Source organism: Niveibacterium umoris (assembly GCF_014197015.1).
GTDB classification, from domain to species: Bacteria; Pseudomonadota; Gammaproteobacteria; order Burkholderiales; family Rhodocyclaceae; genus Niveibacterium; species Niveibacterium umoris.
In genome coordinates this window covers 387,010-405,399 of record NZ_JACIET010000001.1, presented here as the reverse complement: position 1 = coordinate 405,399, position 18,390 = coordinate 387,010, and the positions used below count along the sequence as shown (strand labels likewise).

Annotated in this window: 14 protein-coding genes and 2 tRNA genes; 8 read left to right on the top strand and 8 right to left on the bottom strand. The window is 64.1% G+C overall.

Features of this window, described 5'->3' with window-relative positions:
- The first annotated feature begins 52 nt into the window (after positions 1 to 52).
- The 4 genes from GGR36_RS01750 to GGR36_RS01735 all read left to right on the top strand — a co-directional run bounded on the left by GGR36_RS01750 (position 53) and on the right by GGR36_RS01735 (position 5,085).
- Positions 53 to 1,075: a GGDEF domain-containing protein gene (locus GGR36_RS01750; RefSeq protein ID WP_183631255.1), complete on the top strand. Its 1,023-nt coding sequence runs from the start codon at positions 53 to 55 to the stop codon at positions 1,073 to 1,075.
- A 94-nt stretch (positions 1,076 to 1,169) separates the two neighbouring features.
- On the top strand, positions 1,170 to 2,999 hold the full coding sequence (gene malZ, locus GGR36_RS01745; protein WP_183631254.1) for a maltodextrin glucosidase: 1,830 nt from the start codon (positions 1,170 to 1,172) through the stop codon (positions 2,997 to 2,999).
- Positions 3,000 to 3,002: 3 nt separating this feature from the next.
- Positions 3,003 to 3,905 carry a carbohydrate kinase family protein gene (locus GGR36_RS01740; protein WP_183631253.1) on the top strand — a complete coding sequence of 301 codons (903 nt, stop codon included), beginning with the start codon at positions 3,003 to 3,005 and terminating at the stop codon, positions 3,903 to 3,905.
- 10 nt (positions 3,906 to 3,915) lie between these two features.
- Entirely contained in the window at positions 3,916 to 5,085 is a 1,170-nt protein-coding gene (locus GGR36_RS01735; protein WP_183631252.1) for an MFS transporter, read from the top strand.
- Here the strand turns inward: GGR36_RS01735 and GGR36_RS01730 are convergent.
- The 3 genes from GGR36_RS01730 to GGR36_RS01720 all read right to left on the bottom strand — a co-directional run bounded on the left by GGR36_RS01730 (position 5,082) and on the right by GGR36_RS01720 (position 7,643).
- Positions 5,082 to 6,413, bottom strand: a complete 1,332-nt coding sequence (locus GGR36_RS01730) for a magnesium and cobalt transport protein CorA (protein ID WP_183631251.1) — start codon at positions 6,411 to 6,413, stop codon at positions 5,082 to 5,084. The genes GGR36_RS01735 and GGR36_RS01730 overlap by 4 nt on opposite strands.
- 408 nt (positions 6,414 to 6,821) lie before the next feature.
- The gene (locus GGR36_RS01725; protein WP_183631250.1) at positions 6,822 to 7,193 is read right to left on the bottom strand and encodes an Hsp20/alpha crystallin family protein; all 372 of its coding nucleotides are present in this window, start codon (positions 7,191 to 7,193) and stop codon (positions 6,822 to 6,824) included.
- 12 nt (positions 7,194 to 7,205) lie between these two features.
- Complete coding sequence (locus GGR36_RS01720) at positions 7,206 to 7,643, bottom strand: Hsp20/alpha crystallin family protein (RefSeq protein WP_183631248.1); 438 nt, start codon at positions 7,641 to 7,643, stop codon at positions 7,206 to 7,208.
- A 224-nt stretch (positions 7,644 to 7,867) separates the two neighbouring features.
- Here GGR36_RS01720 and GGR36_RS01715 point away from each other — a divergent pair, with 224 nt between their 5' ends.
- Positions 7,868 to 9,010: a S1C family serine protease gene (locus GGR36_RS01715; RefSeq protein ID WP_425576928.1), complete on the top strand. Its 1,143-nt coding sequence runs from the start codon at positions 7,868 to 7,870 to the stop codon at positions 9,008 to 9,010.
- 87 nt (positions 9,011 to 9,097) lie between these two features.
- Here GGR36_RS01715 and GGR36_RS01710 read toward each other — a convergent pair whose 3' ends face one another.
- Positions 9,098 to 11,491: a penicillin acylase family protein gene (locus tag GGR36_RS01710; RefSeq protein WP_183631246.1), complete on the bottom strand. Its 2,394-nt coding sequence runs from the start codon at positions 11,489 to 11,491 to the stop codon at positions 9,098 to 9,100.
- Between the two features lie 361 nt (positions 11,492 to 11,852).
- On the opposite strand from GGR36_RS01710, the gene GGR36_RS01705 reads away from it, so the two are divergent.
- Together GGR36_RS01705 and GGR36_RS01700 are read left to right on the top strand one after the other, a co-directional pair.
- Positions 11,853 to 13,154, top strand: coding sequence for a putative bifunctional diguanylate cyclase/phosphodiesterase (locus GGR36_RS01705; RefSeq protein WP_183631244.1), 1,302 nt, complete (start codon positions 11,853 to 11,855; stop codon positions 13,152 to 13,154).
- Positions 13,151 to 14,023 (top strand): HDOD domain-containing protein, encoded by an 873-nt coding sequence (locus GGR36_RS01700; RefSeq protein WP_183631242.1) that lies wholly within the window; start codon positions 13,151 to 13,153, stop codon positions 14,021 to 14,023. Before GGR36_RS01705 ends, GGR36_RS01700 begins: the two co-directional genes overlap by 4 nt.
- A gap of 48 nt (positions 14,024 to 14,071) precedes the next feature.
- Here the strand turns inward: GGR36_RS01700 and GGR36_RS01695 are convergent, their stop codons facing one another.
- Complete coding sequence (locus GGR36_RS01695) at positions 14,072 to 15,262, bottom strand: methyltransferase (protein WP_183631240.1); 1,191 nt, start codon at positions 15,260 to 15,262, stop codon at positions 14,072 to 14,074.
- 111 nt (positions 15,263 to 15,373) lie between these two features.
- Between GGR36_RS01695 and fabI the strand changes: the two genes are divergently transcribed.
- On the top strand, positions 15,374 to 16,159 hold the full coding sequence (gene fabI / locus GGR36_RS01690; RefSeq protein ID WP_183631238.1) for an enoyl-ACP reductase FabI: 786 nt from the start codon (positions 15,374 to 15,376) through the stop codon (positions 16,157 to 16,159).
- A gap of 77 nt (positions 16,160 to 16,236) precedes the next feature.
- Here fabI and GGR36_RS01685 read toward each other — a convergent pair whose 3' ends face one another.
- From GGR36_RS01685 to GGR36_RS01675, 3 genes are all read right to left on the bottom strand, one after another.
- Positions 16,237 to 18,138: a SurA N-terminal domain-containing protein gene (locus tag GGR36_RS01685; protein ID WP_183631236.1), complete on the bottom strand. Its 1,902-nt coding sequence runs from the start codon at positions 18,136 to 18,138 to the stop codon at positions 16,237 to 16,239.
- A 62-nt stretch (positions 18,139 to 18,200) separates the two neighbouring features.
- Positions 18,201 to 18,277, bottom strand: a tRNA-Asp gene (locus tag GGR36_RS01680).
- A gap of 24 nt (positions 18,278 to 18,301) precedes the next feature.
- Positions 18,302 to 18,377, bottom strand: a tRNA-Val gene (locus tag GGR36_RS01675).
- Positions 18,378 to 18,390 lie beyond the last annotated feature (13 nt).

The following is an 18,390-nucleotide window of genomic DNA, read 5'->3' as shown; positions in this document are numbered from 1 at the left end:
GACCCCAGCGCCCTACACCCCGGAGCAGATTGCGCGTGCCCAAAGACTCCGCATGCGGCGGAGTGTCGCTGCCGCACTGTTCTATGCGGTGTCCGCGGTCATTCTCGCTGTCGCATCGGCTGTCGGACTCTTCCCACGCTATGCGCTGTGGTTGCCCGTCGCAACCTTTACCACTGCGGCCGTCGGTTTCTGCATCGTGATCCGCAGCGGTTTCAACTTGCGCTTCCGCGACCCGAGCCTGACGGAGGCCCAGATCGCCATTGCCTTGCTCAATTGCACGCTCGTACTGGGCTTTGCCGGACCGATGCGCGGCATCGTCATGCTGGCCTACGTCGTGCCGCTTCAGTTCGGCGCGTTTGCGCTCACTTCCCCGATCTTGCTGCGGCTGTGCCTGATCCCCGCATTGGGATTGCCGATTGCCGTCGCGGCGGGGCAAGCCATGGGCATCCACGGTGCGAGCATCAATTTCGAGCTGGTGCAATGGCTCGCGCTGATGCTGGTGCTGCCCTACACCGCCGTTGTCGCCGGTCGCCTGCACGAGTACGGACGCTACAAGCGGCTCTCGGACACCGATGAACTCTCGGGCCTGCAGAACCGCCGTGCGGCGCTGGCCTACCTCGATCAGCTCACACGCATGTCGGACGCCAACCGGGTGCCCTTCTGTGTCGCCCTGATGGATTTCGACCATTTCAAGGCGGTCAACGACACCTTTGGCCACGCGACGGGCGATCAGGTGATCCGCAGCTTTGCAGCGCTCGCGCGCGACACCCTCCGCAAAGGCGACGTCATCGCCCGCTGGGGTGGAGAGGAATTCCTGGTAGTGCTGCACGGTGATCTCGCGCAAGCGAGGGCCAGCATCGAGCGCCTGATCCACGCTGCCGCCAACCACAGCATCGAGGGCCTGCCGCGGCCAGTCACCGTCTCCGCCGGACTCGCGCTGCACGCTATCGGCCAGTCGATACCGGATCTGGTCGAGCATGCCGATCGCGCGCTCTACACCGCCAAACGCAAGGGCCGCAACCGGCTGGAATTGGCTGCCTCCGACTCGGACCGGCGCGACACCGCCGCGATCTGACCCCGGCCTCCACCCTGCAAGTTCCACCTGCGCCGCCGACGCGCGCGCAGTTGCCAACCCCTAGAGTGCAGCCATCGCACAACGAGGACATCCCATGTTCCTGATCCACCCACAGGTCGAACCCTGGCTGGTCCGCACCGACGCCGGTGTCCGTGTCACGCTGCTGACCGAACGCAGCGAAGGCCTGACGGTGATGCTGCGTTGCGAACCCGACAACGAAGCGCGCTTCATCGACATGAAACACACCGGCCGCGAAGCCGAACTGCACCGCTTTGAAGCGACCTTGCCGTGGGATTCCGGCAACGACCCGACGGTGTACTGTTTCAAGGTGATCGAGCACGGCAAGCAGCACTGGCTGGCCAGTGATGGTCAGCACCACCGCGTACCGCATCGCGACCAGATGTTCCGCATCAACCGCCGCGACACCCCGCCGCTGTGGGTACGCGACCAGGTCTTCTACCAGGTCTTCCCGGACCGCTTCTGCCAGGGCGACCCATCGCTGGCAGTGCAGACCGGCGAATACACCTATGGCAGCGGCCGCATGAAAGTGGTGGCCAAGCAGTGGGGCGAACCCGTAAGCCAGGAAACCTGTGCCAGCGAGTTCTACGGCGGCGACCTGATCGGCGTGCGCCGGAGCCTTGACTATCTACAGAGCGAACTCGGCATCACCGCGCTCTACCTCAACCCGATCTTCGTCTCGGGCAGCAATCACAAGTACGACACCGAGGACTACTACAACGTCGACCCGCACCTGGGCGGCAACGAGGCGCTTGCTGCGCTATCGGCCGACATGAAGGGTCGCGGCATGCGCTTGATCCTCGATGCGGTGGTCAACCACACCGGCACCAACCACCCGTGGTTCAACCTGCACGGCCGTCACGACAGTCAAGGCGCGATGCAGTCACCCAAGTCACCGTGGCGTGACTGGTACTACTTCGATGAAGCCGGCCACTACTACGGCTGGAACGGCCACAAGTCGCTACCGGTGCTGGACTTCAGTGCGCAAGGGCTGCGCAACGCGATCTATGCCGGCCCCGATGCGGTACTCCGGCACTGGATGCGCGAGCCCTACGGGATCGACGGCTGGCGCTTCGACGTCATCCACATGCTCGGCGAAGGCCCCGGCTCGAACAACAACGCGCACTACGTGCGCGAGTTCCGCAAGGCGCTGCGCGAAGAGAACCCGCAAGCCTATGTGATGGGCGAGCACTTCAACGAAGCCACGCGCTGGTTGCAGGGCGACCAGGAAGATGGCGCGATGAACTACTACGGCTTCGCCCATCCGGTGCGCGAATGGCTGGCCGGTACCGATATTGCCTACCACGACGCGCGCCTCGATACCGAGGAGTTCGGCGCTTGGCTGGATTCGGCCCGCGGCCGCATCCCCTACGACAACCAGCTTGCCCAGTTCAACCTGCTCGACAGCCACGACACCGCACGCTTCTTCACGCTGGTCGGCACCGACACGGAAGCGATGAAGCTCGCGGTGAGCCTGCTGTTCGCCTACCCCGGCGTACCGTGCATCTACTACGGCGATGAAATCGGCCTCGAAGGCGGTCAGGACCCGGATTGCCGCCGCTGCTTCGACTGGGACCGCAACCACTGGAACCGCGAACTGTTCGACCACTACAAGGCGCTGATCGCGCTGCGCAAGGCACGGCCCGAACTGCGCCACGGCGCCTATCAGACCCTGCTGGCGGCGGGCGACACCTACGCCTTCGCGCGCTACACGAAGGATTCGGTCTCGGTGTTCGCGCTCAACCGTGGCGAGCGCCCGCACGCGGTACGCCTGCCACTGTGGGTCTTGCCGCTGCACAAGAAACGCTGGCGCGCACCCGGCGGCGAACCGATCGCGAACGAGCCGGGCTGGATCACGACGATCCTGCCGCCCCGCTCGCATGTGATCCTGCTCGGCGAGGATTGAGCCATGGCACGCATTGCAGTCGCAGGGCTCTACACGCTCGAAACCAACCTGCGTATCGAGGGCTTTCCGCTCCCCTACTACCCGGTCACCTACCCCTTTCACGGCATCACGCAGGCACATGCCGGCGTTGGCCTGAACGTGGCGGTGGCGCTCGCAGGGCTCGGGCACGAGGTGCGCTTTGCCACGCTGATCGGCGAAGACGAACCGGGCGACCACATGATGGCCGCCCTGCCCGGCTTCGGGCTGGCTGGCGGGCATGTCGCACGCAACGCTTCCGCCACCTCGCAATCCGTCATTCTCGTTGCACCAGATGGCAACCGGCAGATCCACTGCGATCTAAAGGATCTGCAGGAGCGCCACTATCCCACCGAGCGGGTCGCCAGCCTGCTTGACGACGCCACGCTCGCAGTGGTTTGCAACATCAACTTCGCCCGCCCGCTGCTGGCGGCGGCACGTGAGCGCGACATCCCGATCGCGACCGATGTGCATGCGCTGGAGGACTTCGACGACGCCTACAACCGCGACTTCATGGCCGCGGCGGACATCCTGTTCCTCTCGCACGAACGTCTGCGCTGCACGCCGGGCGAAGCGATCTCCGCGCTGCGCCAGCGCTACGATCCACGCATCCTGGTGATCGGACTGGGCAGCGGCGGCGCTCTGCTGTCGGAGCGCGGGCAATCCACGCTGCAACTTCCGGCGATCGCGCCGCGTGGCGTCGTCAATACCATCGGCGCCGGCGATGCGCTCTTTTCGGCCTTTGTCGACCAGACCCAGCGCGGCCTGCCGGCCTCGCTCGCCCTGCGCAATGCGACGCTTTATGCCGGCACCAAGGTCAGCGAGAGCGGCGCGACCTGCGGGCTGATGAACGCGCAAGCCTTCCAGGCCGCGATCGCTGCGAGTTACTGAGCGGGGGCACATGTCGAAACCCAGCCCGATCGCCGCGCGCATCGCCACCAAGGCGCACTTCTTTGTCAGCGGGCTGCTGTTCGCGACCTGGGGTGTCCATGTGCCCACGGTCAAGGCGCACTACGGCCTGAGCGAGTCGGCGCTCGCCGGCCTGATGCTCGCTTCGGGCATCGGCGCCTTGATCGCGCTGACGCGGGTCGGCCATTGGGTCGCACGACACGGGGCGCGGCCGGTGGTGATGCTCGGCGGCCTGACCGTAGCCCTGCCGCTGACGCTCTTGCTCGGCATGCCTGGCTATGCCGCGATGCTTGCGCTGATGTTCGCTTTCGGGCTCGCGACCGGCGCCTTCGATGTCGCCATGAACGCGGAAGCGGTTGCGGTGGAGCACGCCTATGCCCGTCCGATCATGTCGTCCTTCCACGGTTTCTTCAGCCTCGGGGGCATGGTCGGCGCGGGCATCGGCAGCCTCGTCGCGACGGCCGGAATCGCCGCGTCGACACATCTGCTCGTTGCCGGCGTCGGCGGCGGTGGCACGATCCTGCTGGCCAGCCGCTGGATGCTGCCGGACGAAGCAACCCACTCGCCCGACGACGCCGGAGGCGGCTTCAGCCTGCCACCGCGACCGGTGCTGCTGCTCGGCCTGCTCGCTGCGCTGGGCCTGCTCGGCGAAGGCGCGATGTACGACTGGAGTGCGCTCTACATGGTGAAGGAACTGGGCAGTCCACAAGCGCAGGCGGCGCTGGCCTACGGCGCCTTCTCTGCCGCGATGGCGTCCGCGCGGTTTGGCGGTGATTGGGTACGCGCTCATGTCGGCCCGGCGAAGTTGCTACGCCTGTCGAGCTGGCTGGCCGCTGCCGCGATGACTGCCGCCCTGCTGATCGGCACACCGTGGGCGGCACTGGTCGGCTTCGCGCTGGTCGGCATCGGTTTCTCGAACATCGTGCCGGTGCTGTTCGCTGCCGCGGCGCGCATTCCCGGTATCACCCCGGCGCGTGGCATCGCCGGGGTATCAAGCTGTGGCTACCTCGGCTTCATGATCGGCCCGCCGGTGATCGGCGCGATCGCGCAGCACCGCGGGCTGGATGTCGGTCTTTTCGTGGTTGCAGTGTTCGCGGCGCTGGTGGCCTTGCTGGCAGGCAAGGCCCTTGGGAACACGGAAAGACCGGCGACCCGGCCTTAGGTGCGCAAAGCCGTTTGCTGCGGTCGCGGCGTACGGGTGCTGGCGGCCCTTTTGGCCTCGATGTAACGCAGCACAACGTAGGTGCCCCAACCCGCGAAACCCATGCCGAGGATCAGGCCGCCGTAAGCCAGCGGCCAGGGTATGCCCTGCGTCATCATCGAGAATTCCGACATGCCGCCGATACCGGCCACGATGTTCAGCGGCATGAACACCACCCCCCAGGCGGTGAGCTGAGACACGCGTCGGTTCTGGTTGATGTTGATGAAACCGATCGTCGCATCCATCAGGAAGTTGATCTTGTCGAACAGGAAAGCGGTGTGGCTGTTCAGCGATTCGATGTTGCGCAGGATCTGCTTGGCATCGTCGAACTGACCGGACGACAGCACGCGGCAGCGCATCAGGAAGGACAAGGCGCGCTGCGTATCGAGGATGTTGCTGCGGATGCGACCGTTCAGATCCTCTTCTTCCGCGATGTCCGCCAGCGTACCGGCCGCGTCCTCATCGCTCATCGACTCGCTGAGCACCTGTCGCCCGACCTTGCCGAGCGTGCCGTAGATGTCTTCCAGCGAATCGGCCGAATACTCGACGTCGGCACCGTAGAGGTCGATCAGCACGTCGTAGCAGTCAGACACATAGCCCGGCTGGGTGCGGGCGCGACGACGCTGCAGGCGGAAGACCGGCAGTTCCTCGTTGCGGATCGAGAACAGTACGCCCTTGTGCAGGATGAAGGCCACCGGAACGCTGCGCGAGTCGCCCGCACGATCGAGCAGGAAGTTCGAATGCAGGTGGATCTCTTCCTGTTCGTTGATGTGGAAGCGCGAGCTGACTTCGAGATCGGTCGCCTCGCCCGGATCGGGCAGCTCCAGCCCGAAATGCTGGCCGACATAGGTGCGCTCGGCGCGGGTGGAGTTGAGCAGATCGATCCAGATCGGGCGCACGCCTTCGAGCTCGCTGCGGCGGGTGATCGCGACTTGGCGCAGACGGCCATCGACCAGTTCGAAGGCATTCAGCTGGCTCTCGGCAAAGCCCGGCTCCTGACTGCCCGCAAGCTGTTCGCGCACGACGTCGGAGACTTCCCACAGCAATTCGTTCTCGCGCTCGGACGGGATCTGCTTCCACAACATCAGCGCATCGTCTGCCGGCAAGGCTTCGAGAATCGCGCCGATCTCGGACGACGAAAGCTTCGCCAGCAGGTTCTCAAGTTCGGCCTGATGCTGCCGGTGCACCAGCGTTTCAACCAGATCATGCCGTTGCATGTTCTGGCTATGCACCATGCCCTCGACCCGCTTTTGCTTGTTGAGGAGCTCGACCACTTTTGCAACGGACATGTCGTACTTTCAGAGCATTTCGGCTTCGTCGGCCCGGTTGTCCGTCAGGCGCTTCGGGCTACCGTGCGGCACTCCGCAACGCCCCACCCGGACACCGGGCGCAAGGCCCATGAGGCCTTGCGATCACAAGCTCGACATTTTATCGCTCACGAAGCCGAACGCCGTGCCACGGCAATGCAAAAAAGTCTCCAGCTCGCAGGCTCAGATCAATCCCGTTCGTGCATGCAATGAAGAGACCTGCCGGCGCCCCCGCCCCGACGCGGCGGCGCCCCCCGTCGCAACGCATAGCCGGTTCGCGCAGCGCGCGACGGCAATCCGCCAGCAGGCGCCGCCTCTTCATCGCCCCGCATCGCCATACAACAGGATCTTCGGCCACGGACCCCTCGGCACCGTGGCCCTTTCGCGCAATCAATCGACGCGAATCTCGACCCGCCGCGCTTGTGCCTGGGTCTTCTTCGGGATTCGCAATCGCAGCACGCCATGGCTGAACGCCGCCTCGATGCGCTCGGAGTCGAGTTCGCGTGAGAGCGTGAATGCTCGTCTGAAGCGCGCTGCGCTGACCTCGGCATGGATGGACTTGATGCCCTCCGGCAGCGGCAGTTCGACGGCGCCTTCGAGCGTCAGGACATCGCCTTCAACCTTGATCGCCAGGCGCTCCTTCGACACGCCGGGCAGATCAGCTGTCATCTGGATGCCTTGCGCATCTTCGATCACGTCGACCGGCGGCAGCAGGAAGTCTTCGTCGCGGGTGCTGCTGGTCTGTGCATTCTCTTGGGTCATCCTGGCAACTCCTCAGTGAATTTCGATCTTGCGCGGCTGCTCGGCCAAGCGACGCGGGACGGTGACGTGCAGCAGACCGTCGCGATAGCGTGCAGTCACGCCCGCGGCGTCGATGTCATCGGGCAGGCTGACGACCCGGCGGAAGCGACCCGCGAAGCGTTCGGCGATATGCACCGTGGCCTTCTGGTCAGCGCCAGGTTGGTCGGTTGCACGCTCGCCAGAGAGGGTGAGGACGCCACGTTCGATCTGCAGATCGAGGCTTGCCGGGTCGAGCCCGGGGGCGAATGCGTAGATCTCGACAGCGCTCGGGGTGCTGCCAATGTTGATCGCCGGAAAACTGCCCTGGGCGCCACCGCGGATGCTGGGCGAGCGTTCGACAGACTGCAGTTCGCGCTGCAGGCGATCGATTTGCGCCAGCACTTCGCGGGGGAAGAAACTGCGGTAGATCATGAAAGCCTCCTTGTCGGCATGGCGGTACACCAATGCGGTGCCCTGCCCTCGAATTTTGGGTTTTCGTCATGCATTTCAAGGACTTGAAAACGACCCGACACACCCCAATGTGGCGTGGACGTGCGCGGGCTGACCGCCACCGCAAGCGCAGCGGCGCCGCATGTGCTTCATCCCGAGCCCGTTGCGGCGCGCCGATTCCCGAATGATTACGGAGTGACCCCATCGTGCCCGACACGCACACGTCCGTTCCCGCCGCCCCCCGTCGGAAGCGCGCTGCGGCGGCCTTGCTCTCGATCGCAGCCCTGCTTGCAACCGGCGGCGCCCCATGGGCCGCAAACCCGGCGAGCCCGCGCGCAGTTACGCCCCGCGGCGAGCTTCAGGCCGACGAGAAGGCCACGATTGCGCTGTTCGAGCGCTCGCGCGACGCAGTGGTCTTCATCACCACGCGCGAGCGGGTGCGCGATTTCTGGTCCCGCAACGTGTTCTCGGTACCCAAGGGCAGCGGATCGGGATTCCTGTGGGACGAAGGCGGGTTCATCGTCACCAACTACCATGTCATCGAAGGCGCCAGCGAGGCGACGGTGCGGCTTGCGGACGGCACCGACTACCGCTCGACACTGATCGGTGCCAGCCCTGAACACGACATCGCGGTCCTCAGGATCAAGCTCGGCGACAAACGCATCGCGCCGATACCGCTCGGCACCAGCCGCGATCTGCGTGTCGGCCAGAAGGTGTTCGCGATTGGCAACCCGTTCGGCCTCGACTGGACGCTCACCAGCGGCATCGTCTCGGCGCTGGACCGCTCGCTCGGCGAAGACGATGGTCGCGCGATCCACCACCTGATCCAGACCGACGCCGCGATCAACCCGGGCAACTCGGGCGGCCCGCTGCTGGACTCCGCCGGACGCCTGATCGGCATGAACACCGCCATCTACAGCCCGAGCGGCGCCAGCGCCGGAATCGGCTTCGCGGTGCCGGCGGACACCGTCAATCGCGTGGTGCCGGAGCTCATCCGCAGCGGTCGTTACGAGCGACCGAACCTTGGGCTTGAATTGGACGAGCGCGTCAATGCCCGTCTCGCGCGCATGCTCGACGTACGCGGCGTGGTGATCGTGCGGGTGGAACGCGGTTCCAGCGCGGAGGCGGCTGGTCTGCGCGGCCTGACTGTCACTTCGAACGGCTCAGTCATCGCCGGCGACATCATCACCGCGGTGGATGGCAAAAGCGTCGATTCCGTCGACAAACTGCTCGCGCTGCTGGACGACAAACGCGGCGCAGGGCAAGTCCAGCTGTCAGTGCTGCGCCAGGGCAAGACGGTCATCGTGCAAGTGCGGCCGCAACGGGGCGAAGGCGTTAGCCGCCTTTGAAGGGCGGGCGCTCGCAGGCTTCACGCATGGCATTCGGGGGGCCGCAACGCCCCCCGAATCCATTGAAACCGTGTCAACCGCGCCTCGTCATTCCGAGATCTTCACCGTCCGCAGATTCGGATCGGCGTTGATCTGCGCATCGGTGTAGGGCAGCTTCGCCCACAGCCGTTGCGCGTAGAGCTCGGTCAGATCCGAATAGTGGCTCGACGACGAATCAGTCGATTGCGAGTAGGTCAGCATGCCTTCGGCAACCGGCCCATCGGCGTCGAAGGTCACGAACTGCATGTAGCTGTTGCCATAGGCCGGGTCGACATACTTGCCGTCGACCAACGCGCCGCGCCAGTTGTTGAAGGTGTAGCGCCCGCCCGGAATGACCAGTTGCTTGCCATTGCGGGTGAGGATCTGGCGGGCGCCGGGCGTTTCGTCAAGCGCGAACCCGATCGTGCCGAAGTAGCTCACCGTATCGGCCAGCTTCGTGAACGCATCGGTATTGGCGGTGTTGAAACCGTTGGGCGTGTTCAGCGGATCGGCCGGATCGAAAGGCACCCGCCACAGCGACGCATCCTTCAACTCGCCCAGTCGCGCATAGAACTCGCGGAACAATAGCGCGCCCTTGGCATCGAGTTGCTCCTTGCGGTTCCAGTCGCGCAGCACCGTGCAGGCAGCAGCGACATCGGCGTGGCCACCCGCAAGACACGCGGTGACGAATTCGCCCAGCCACCGTTCCGGCCGGTAGAAACGGCCCGCCTTGTACACCTCCTGCAAAGAGGCCAGCGTGAACTTCGTACCCGGCAGGCCATCAGCCCCCGAGACGCGATCGACGATCTGGGCGATGCCTGCGCGGGTGCGCTCCCCTTGAACCACGCCCTCGGCATCGGGGCCGGTGGCGATGATCTTGGGGTAGCCCGCCAGGCGGACGTTCTGATTCGGCCACCAGTGGCTGTCATTGGCGTTCATCGCGTAGTCGGTTCGCAGCACGTACGGGCGCTGCGCGCTCGGCACGTGGCCAGTCCAGCTGCAAGTCGGGTCCTTGCCATCGAGGATGACGACTCCTTCAAGCGCGAGGGCGAGTTGCGGCAGGCCCGCGCCGACGCAGTTCGTGATCTGCGCGTCAGAGACGTTGGCCGCCACCGAGTAGTTGGCGTACAGCGCATTGCCATCCTTGTCGGCGCCGATGGTGTTCACCCAGGGCATCTCGCTGTAGGTCGCCAAGGCTTCCCGCAGCGAAGCAGCACTGGTCGCCTTGCCGTTGAGCAACACCTGGTCCATCAGCCGGTAGGTGTCGCGGTTGGCATCCTTGAAGGCGTAGGCGGTGCTGGTCGTCCACTGGAACAGGCTATCCATCGCGAGCGGGCCGTACTCGGTCGCATACATCGTGCGTTCGCGCGTCACCACCGAGCCGTCGGGTTGCAGCGCCTGAATCTGAACTTTGGTCGCGGTCATCGCACGCGATTCGGTGCCGACCATGTAGCGGGTCGGGTCCTTCGGATCGAGCGTCAGCGCAAACAGCGTAAAGCGCTGGTCGGTGGAGAAGGTGTGCGTCCAGGCAACGTCCTTGTTGAAGCCGATCAGCGGCAAGGGCGCACCCAGCAAGGTCGCACCGTAAACGTCGTACTTGCCGGGGACCGTGATGTGCAGTTGATGCAGGCGCAACACGCCCCACCACGGGAAGTGCGGGTTACCAAGCACCATGCCCTTGCCCGACTCGGTCACCTCGCGGCCAAGCCCGTAACCGTTCGATCCGATCAGGCCGTCCTTGAACACGTGCAGCGCCTTGAGCATTTCGGACTGCTTCAGCTGAGCCTCGGGGCTGCCGGTCGCACGAGCCCGCGCCACCCGCGCCGCGGCCGCGGGCGGTTGCGCGGCGGCGATCTGTGCAATGAAGGCGATCGAACTGCCGGTCATGGCTGCCTGATTCATACGGAAATAGGCGTCGGCTTCGGTGATCGGGCGCACCCACTTGGCATTGCGGCAGCTAGGCGGAAGCCCAGCGGCACCCACCTCGCGCAGGTAGCGGTTGTAGCCAGCGACGAACCCGGCCACCAGGTCGCGCACATCACTGCCCGCGGCGGCTTTCATGTTCGCCGCGACGGCGGGCGTCATCGTCGATTTGTAGAAGAAATCGGACTCGATGTTCTCGAGCGTGCCACCCAGCTGCGCCGGGTAAGTGATTCGCACGCCGTTGGCATCCTTCTCGCCGAAATACAGCGCGCGCTCACCGTTGAGGGTGACCACCTCCTCGGAAAACAGGCACACATGGTCAGCAGCAAACGCGTAGCCGTAACCGTAGCCCGCGCCCTTGAAATCGTTGGCCTTGATGTGCGGCACCCCGTACGACGTGTAACGGATTTCTGCCGCGTAGGTCGGCGCCTGGGGCGCCTCGTCGCTCGATCCGCAGCCCGCGATGAACAGCGTCACAAGCGCGGTCAATGCCAGCCGGGAAATCGTTCCCGGCAAAGTCCATTGCAATGGTTTGGTCATTCGGCTCCCCCCTATCGCCAGCCCGCGATCTGGCGACGCCGCCCCCGCGACTATCGCCGTTCGTTGCAGCTGGGCCTTGTTTTGAAAAGCTGCGCTCGCCCATGCTAGACCGTATGGCGAGGAGCGCAATCTGCGGTGCACAAGGGCGGCAACGTGTTTGATGGCTTCATTGCGACGCCACGTCCCGTGCGCGCCATGCTTCCGTGATGATGGAACGGGTGCAAAGCCTTGCGCAGCGAAGAAAAGACCAGTCCAGCCGTCGGCACAGGCGTGCCGAAACCGCTCAAGTCGCGCCTGCCGCGGCCGAAAACGCAAGAAGGAACCCGAGGACTCCATCCTCGTCCTTTAACGCGACCTGCCCATGCCGCCAGAGCATATCGATGTCCTCACCGGCTTTCTCGACCGCGCGGGTTGCCTTGCGGCGGTGAGCGCATGGGTGCAGTCACCGGAGGCGACGAGCACGCTCATGTCGGTGATCTGGCTGGATCTGGATCGCTTCAAACTCGTTAACGAGTCCTTCGGCCATCTCGGCGGCGATGCAGTCATCGCACGCATGGCCACACGACTTGCCGAACGGCTCGCCGGCCGCGCCCAGCCCTGTCGCATGGGCGGTGACGAATTCGTGTTCCTGGCGCGCGGCGTGGACGCGGCGGCCGCACAATTGATCGCTGCGGACCTGCTGGACTGCGTGAAGCTGCCGCTCGAAGTCGGCAACATACGGCTCTATCCGACTGGCAGCGTCGGCATCGCGGTGCTTGAACCCAAGGAAGACGCCGTCAGCGTGCTCGAACGCGCAGATCGCGCGATGGTCGAGGCCAAACGATTGGGCGGTGATCGCACGGTATTGTCCGGCGAGGAACGCGTCGCCGGTCGCCTGGGCGTCCTGCTGGCCCGCGAAGAGCTGGTGGTGGAGAACAAGTTGCACATGGCGCTGGAACGTGGCGGCCTGGCCTTGCACTACCAACCCATCGTCGCGCTCGACGGCTCGATACATGCCGTTGAAGCGCTGATGCGCTGCTCTGCCGACGGCGAAACGGTATCGCCGGTGCGCTTCATCCCGGTCGCCGAAAAGACCGGGCTGGTCGTACGACTTGGCGAATGGAGCATGCTGTACGGCGCGATGTTCGCTCACCGGCTTGCCGCGCTCGGCCTTGGCACCAAGGTCGCCATCAACGTCTCGCGCGCCCAGCTCACGGCGCCCAAGTTTTCGCAGGCGCTGCATGCCGCGCTGCTTTGCAGTGATGCGCCGCCGGAGCTGATCGAACTGGAACTGACCGAGTCGCTTTTCATGGATGTCTCGGAAGTCGTGCAAAGCAATCTGCTGGCAGCAAAAATGGCGGGTGTCTCGCTGGCCATCGACGACTTCGGCACCGGGTACTCGTGCCTCGCCAACCTGAAGGACATCCCGGCCAGCAAGCTCAAGATCGACCGCGCCTTCATCAAGGTGCTGCCGCATGATCTGCGCGCCCTGGCGATCGTCCGTGCGATCACGAACATGGCGCGCGAACTGGGCATGACGGTGGTGGCCGAAGGCGTGGAAACGCCGGAGCAACAAGCCGCACTGGAGGACGTGGGGGTCGACGCGATACAGGGTTTCCTGCACGCCCGGCCGATGGACGGCGACGCGCTCATCACTTGGTTGAAGCAAAGGAAGCAGGCATGAGCCCGGATCAGACAGCAGCGATAGACGGCATGCTTGGCGAGGCGATCCGCGACATCGGCATTCCGCCGCGACCGCGCATTCTCGATAGCATAAGCGCAGAGATGCTGAAGGAGAATCCGGACTTCAACCGCCTGGCAACCCTGATTTCCAGCGACGTGAGCCTGGCGGCCGGCCTGATGAAGACGGCGAACTCGCCCTACTTCGGCTTCCGCTTCCGCGCCCGTACGGTGTCGCAAGCCCTGATGATGCTGGGGCTGGACGTTTCCAGCCGCGCTGTTGCGGGACTGATCCTGCGCAAGGTCTTCATTTCGGTACCCGCGCTGGAACGCTTCTGGGATGCCTCGGCCCGCATCGCGATGGTTTCCGGATGGCTCACGCAACAACTCGGCAACCGCAACGGCGTACGTGCCGAGGAAGCCTACACGTTCGGGCTTTTCCGCGACTGCGGCATTCCGGTTCTGATGCGCAAGTTCGCCGATTACACGACCACCTTGAAGCTCGCGAACGATGCCGTTGAAGCGCGTTTCACAGACGTCGAGGAAACGCGCCACCCGACGAATCATGCAATCGTTGGTTGTCTGCTCGCGCAAAGCTGGTGGATGCCGGAAGAGACCTGTCTCGCGATCCGCTACCACCACGACAGCGTAGCGCTGACGCTCAACATCGGTGGTCTCCCTCCTGCCTCGCAGCGCCTGATCGCGATCGTGCAGTTGGCCGAATTCCTGTTCCAGACCTCAACCGGGCTGAGCCCCACGCGGGAGTGGGGCAAGCTTGGCGAAGCCTGCCTGCGCCTGCTCGATGTGAACGAAGAGGGGCTGGCAGGTCTGGTGGAGGACGCGCGGGCATTTCTCGACAGCGTCGAGGCGTAACGCTTGCAACGCCCCTTGCGGGCGTACGGCGAAGCGCTCGATCGCCGCTCAGCGTACGGCACTGAGCAGCAGGTTGCGCGGCGTGAGCTTGCGCGCGCAGAACTCGCGGATCGCCACACGATATCCAGTGTGCAGCAGCGGGACGGCGAGGTCGCAGACCAGCCACAACTCAAGGATCCGGCGGTAAGCCAGTCGCACCACAGAGCGTCGCATCATCACGCGCTGCCGTTCCCAGCCGCGCGCTTCGAGCTCGGTCAGCACTTTGCCGCTCGGTGCGTGAATGCCTTCGCGCGCGCACACCTGCGTCATGAATGCCGCAAAGGGGAGCCGCAACCAGGCCTCGGGAAGCGGTTTGAAGGTCTTGTAGGGCGCGCCTTCGGACATTTCACGCCACGCGACGAAGGCGAGTTTCCACGCGGCCTCCCGGTCGCGTGTGCGGATCTCGCGGGCCGGTGCGGTGACCGTCTCGGTCACCGCCAATCGCAGATCATCGCGCGACAGTCGAAGGCGCGAACCGGCAGCATTCGGCGTGAAGCTCGCAGATCCGAGCTGGTAGTAACAGCACGGCGCGACATGCAGACCCTGCCCGCCATGCGCGATGGCGTTGCTCACCAATGTGCGATGCAAATCGCCGCATGCATGCAGCGCAACAGCCTGACGCCCTGCGACCAGCGCGGCCGAGTCCGGCGCGAACGCATCCGCTGCAATGAATTGTTGACGGGTCGCCCCGGCGCGCTGAGCCAGCCACTCGCCATCGGCGCACAGATCGGCCTGCAATTCCAGCGAAGTGACCGAACTACCGCATCGCAGACTCAAGAGGCGCCCCAGATGGCCCTTGCCGGAGCACCACTCGAGCACTTCGTGCGCTCCGGTGTCGATCGCATCGAGAAAAGCTTCGATCTGCTCGAGCTTGCGGCCAGGGATTCCCCATACGTGACGGCAATCAGGCCGATGCGCACCCACCGGCTGACGCGGTACATCAATCAGCGCCGCCTCTAGCCGGCATGATTGCACGCGTGCTGACAGCCACTCGATCAACGCACGGTTGTCTCCAAGAAGGTGTGTGAGCTCCCCTTCGGACAGATGCGCAAGCGCATGATCGAGGTCTGGATAAGCATCGACCCAGCCCGGACGAGCAACGCGGAACGGCATGTCACGCCAGAACGGTTCGCCTTCGAGCAACGCGATCTCAAGCGCTTGCCTGCGCGCCTCGATAGCGGTGTTTTCAAGTACCTGCATGGTTCGACATTCGGCCCGCCACCCAACAACTACCCATAGCGGCCGCAACAGCCATCGGGCTTGGGGGTCGTCCTCCGATATAATCCGCGATCTGCAAAAAGGAGACTGTATATGGGTTTTCTCACCGGCAAGCGCATCCTGATCTGCGGCCTGCTCAGCAATCGCTCGATTGCTTACGGCATTGCCAAGGCGATGCATCGTGAGGGGGCACAGCTCGCCTTCACCTACCAGAACGAACGTTTCCTGGACCGGATCACGAAGTTCGCAGCCGAATTCGACTCCGAACTGGTCTTTCCCTGCGACGTCGCCGAGGACGAGCAGATCACCGCCCTCTTCGACGCAATCGGCCAGCGGTGGGACGGACTTGAAGGCCTCGTTCATTCCATCGCCTTCGCCCCAGGCGAAGCGCTTGAAGGCGACTTCCTTGATGGCTTCTCGCGAGAGGCCTTCCGTACCGCCCACGAAATCAGCGCCTACAGCTTCCCGGCGCTTGCAAAAGCGGCGCGCCCGCTGATGAAGGGCCGCAATGGCTCGGTGCTGACGATGTCCTACCTCGGTGCAGTGCGTTCGCTGCCCAACTACAACGTCATGGGCCTCGCCAAGGCTAGCCTTGAGGCCTCGGTGCGTTACATGGCCACCTGCCTGGGCCCGGAAGGCACCCGCGTCAACGGCATTTCTGCCGGCCCGATCAAGACGCTCGCAGCGTCAGGCATCGGTAACTTCAGCAAGCTGCTCGCCTTCAACGAGAAGAATGCACCGCTGCGTCGGAATGTCACGATTGACGAGGTCGGCAATGCGGCGGCCTTCATGTGTTCGGACCTGGCCTCGGGTATTACCGGCGAAATCATGTACGTCGACGGCGGCTTCAATACCACCGCACTGGCAGCCGCGGACTGACGCGCTCCACGAAGTTCAAGCGCATCAAACGAAAACGGGCCCTTTAGGGCCCGTTTGTTTTTCTGCGGTCGCAACGCTTATTCTTTGGCGTCCGCGATCTTCCCGCTCAGCTTGACGGAATAGCGATCCTTCAGCGCGGTCATGTAGGCGCGCAGATCTTCTTCGGCCAGCAGACGCTGGTACTGCTCCGCCAAGGACTTCCTGCGCGGATCATCTGCCGCCACCTGGGGCTTGGTGACACTGGCGATCTTGAAGACCGCATAGCCCTTGCCAGGCACCGAAACACCGGAATACGCCGGCAGCTTATCGACCGGGGCACGGAACACCGCCTTCAATGCATCGAGCGGCAGCGGACCGGGTTTGCCACGCGAGACAGCACCCGACTGGCCCCACTTCGCGTCGACCGTCTCGCCTTTACGCAGCTTCTCGATCATCGCTTCGCCGTCCTTGGTGGCCAGCTTGATCGCCTCCTGCTCGGTCAGCTTTTGTTCGATGGCTGCGCGCACTTCCTCGAACGGCCGCACTGCTGCGTCCTTGTGCTCGACGACGCGCAGGGAGACAAGCGCGTTGTTGCCCAGATCAATCGCTTCGGTATTGCGGCGATTCTTGACCGCATCGGCCGAAAACAGGGCCGTCATGACTTTTTCGTTGTTGAACGGCGCCGGCAAGCCCTTCGCATCCTTGGCAACCCATTCGCTCTGACGGAGCGCCAGTTTGTATTTGTCCGCTGCCGGCTTGAGGCTGTCCGGTTGTTCGTAGACCGTGTTGCCGAAACTGTCGGCAATTTCAGCGTAGCGCTTCGCCGCACCGGTGCGCTTGAGTTCCTGCGCAATCTCAGGCTTGGCCTGATCGAAAGACTTCACCCCACCGCCACGGATCTCTTCGAGCCGGATGATGTGATAGCCGTAGTCGGTCTCAACCACACCGCTGAGCTGCCCCGGCTTGAGCGCAAAGGCGGCATCCTCGAAGGGTTTGACCATCGCACCTCGACCGAAGAACCCGAGGTCACCGCCGTTCGCGGCAGAGCCTGGATCCTGGGAATTGGCCTTCGCAAGTGCTGCAAAACTGTCAGGCTTCTGTTGCAGTTGCTTGAGGAGTCCTTCCGCCTTGGACTTGGCCGCAGCACGCTTGTCGGCACCCGCATCCTTGGCCGCCTCAATCAGGATGTGGCGGGCATGGCGCTCTTCAGGGGCCGAGTAGCGATCCTTGTTGGTGTCATATTGCTTGCGGATGTCCTCGTCCGACACGGTCACCTGCGCGGCGAGATCGTCCTGCGACAGGAGCAAGTACTCGACTTTGACCTGCTCTGGCGTTGCAAAGCTCGAGCGGCTCGCTTCGTATTCTTTCTTTGCGGCGTCGCCCGGCAGTTTCACCTGCGCGAGATAGTTGCTCGCGGGCAATTGCCACATGGCAACGTCTCGCGACTCGTCCTGCAGCGTGAGCCAGCGGTCAACAACCGCGGCCGGAACGATCGCAGACCGCGCAACCCCCCCGATGAGCTGCTGCTGCGCGAGATCCTGCGCGAGGCCAGCCTCGAAACGCGCTGGCGAATAGCCCCGCGCGGCCAGCATCTGTTCATAGCGCTTGCGCGAGAACTTGCCGTCTTCCTGGAAAGCCGGAATGCCCACGATCGTCTGCTGCAAGGCCTCCGGCGTCGCGCGCATGTGACCATCCTCAAGTCGGAGTGCGAGGACGCGTTGGCCGACGAGGCGATCCAGCACGGAGCGCTTCAGCTCAGGACGTTGGAGGATTGCCGGATCGAATGCCTCTCCCAACTGGGACCGGAGGCGATCCTGCTCTTCGCGCATGGCCTGATCGAGCTCCGGTGGCGTAATCTTGCTTCGCCCCACCTTCGCAACGTAATCATCGCGTCCAATATTCTGCAGATAGGACTCGATGCCAAAGAACGCAAACGTGATTGCGATGAGCGCCAGGAGCACCTGGACAATGCGCTTATTGTTTCTGACTGCGTCTAACATGCTGCGAGCGGGGGACCAAGAAAAGTGGATACAAAAAAGGCGAACTTGCGTTCGCCTCGTTCTGGCGGAGTGGACGGGACTCGAACCCGCGACCCCCGGCGTGACAGGCCGGTATTCTAACCGACTGAACTACCACTCCGCGCTTGATTGTCCAGCGAAACGCTGGTGGGCGCTGACGGACTCGAACCGCCGACATCCTCCTTGTAAGGGAGGCGCTCTACCAACTGAGCTAAGCGCCCGCTCAACCGACAA

What these genes read in the sequence shown, in the direction of transcription:
- GGR36_RS01725 (WP_183631250.1), bottom strand. Translation starts at nt 7,193, where the DNA reads ATGACCCAAGAGAATGCACAGACCAGCAGCACCCGCGACGAAGACTTC.
- malZ (WP_183631254.1), top strand. Translation starts at nt 1,170, where the DNA reads ATGTTCCTGATCCACCCACAGGTCGAACCCTGGCTGGTCCGCACCGAC.
- GGR36_RS01700 (WP_183631242.1), top strand. Translation starts at nt 13,151, where the DNA reads ATGAGCCCGGATCAGACAGCAGCGATAGACGGCATGCTTGGCGAGGCG.
- fabI (WP_183631238.1), top strand. Translation starts at nt 15,374, where the DNA reads ATGGGTTTTCTCACCGGCAAGCGCATCCTGATCTGCGGCCTGCTCAGC.
- GGR36_RS01740 (WP_183631253.1), top strand. Translation starts at nt 3,003, where the DNA reads ATGGCACGCATTGCAGTCGCAGGGCTCTACACGCTCGAAACCAACCTG.
- GGR36_RS01735 (WP_183631252.1), top strand. Translation starts at nt 3,916, where the DNA reads ATGTCGAAACCCAGCCCGATCGCCGCGCGCATCGCCACCAAGGCGCAC.
- GGR36_RS01695 (WP_183631240.1), bottom strand. Translation starts at nt 15,262, where the DNA reads ATGCAGGTACTTGAAAACACCGCTATCGAGGCGCGCAGGCAAGCGCTT.
- GGR36_RS01685 (WP_183631236.1), bottom strand. Translation starts at nt 18,138, where the DNA reads ATGTTAGACGCAGTCAGAAACAATAAGCGCATTGTCCAGGTGCTCCTG.
- GGR36_RS01750 (WP_183631255.1), top strand. Translation starts at nt 53, where the DNA reads ATGCGGCGGAGTGTCGCTGCCGCACTGTTCTATGCGGTGTCCGCGGTC.
- GGR36_RS01730 (WP_183631251.1), bottom strand. Translation starts at nt 6,413, where the DNA reads ATGTCCGTTGCAAAAGTGGTCGAGCTCCTCAACAAGCAAAAGCGGGTC.
- GGR36_RS01705 (WP_183631244.1), top strand. Translation starts at nt 11,853, where the DNA reads ATGCCGCCAGAGCATATCGATGTCCTCACCGGCTTTCTCGACCGCGCG.
- GGR36_RS01710 (WP_183631246.1), bottom strand. Translation starts at nt 11,491, where the DNA reads ATGACCAAACCATTGCAATGGACTTTGCCGGGAACGATTTCCCGGCTG.
- GGR36_RS01720 (WP_183631248.1), bottom strand. Translation starts at nt 7,643, where the DNA reads ATGATCTACCGCAGTTTCTTCCCCCGCGAAGTGCTGGCGCAAATCGAT.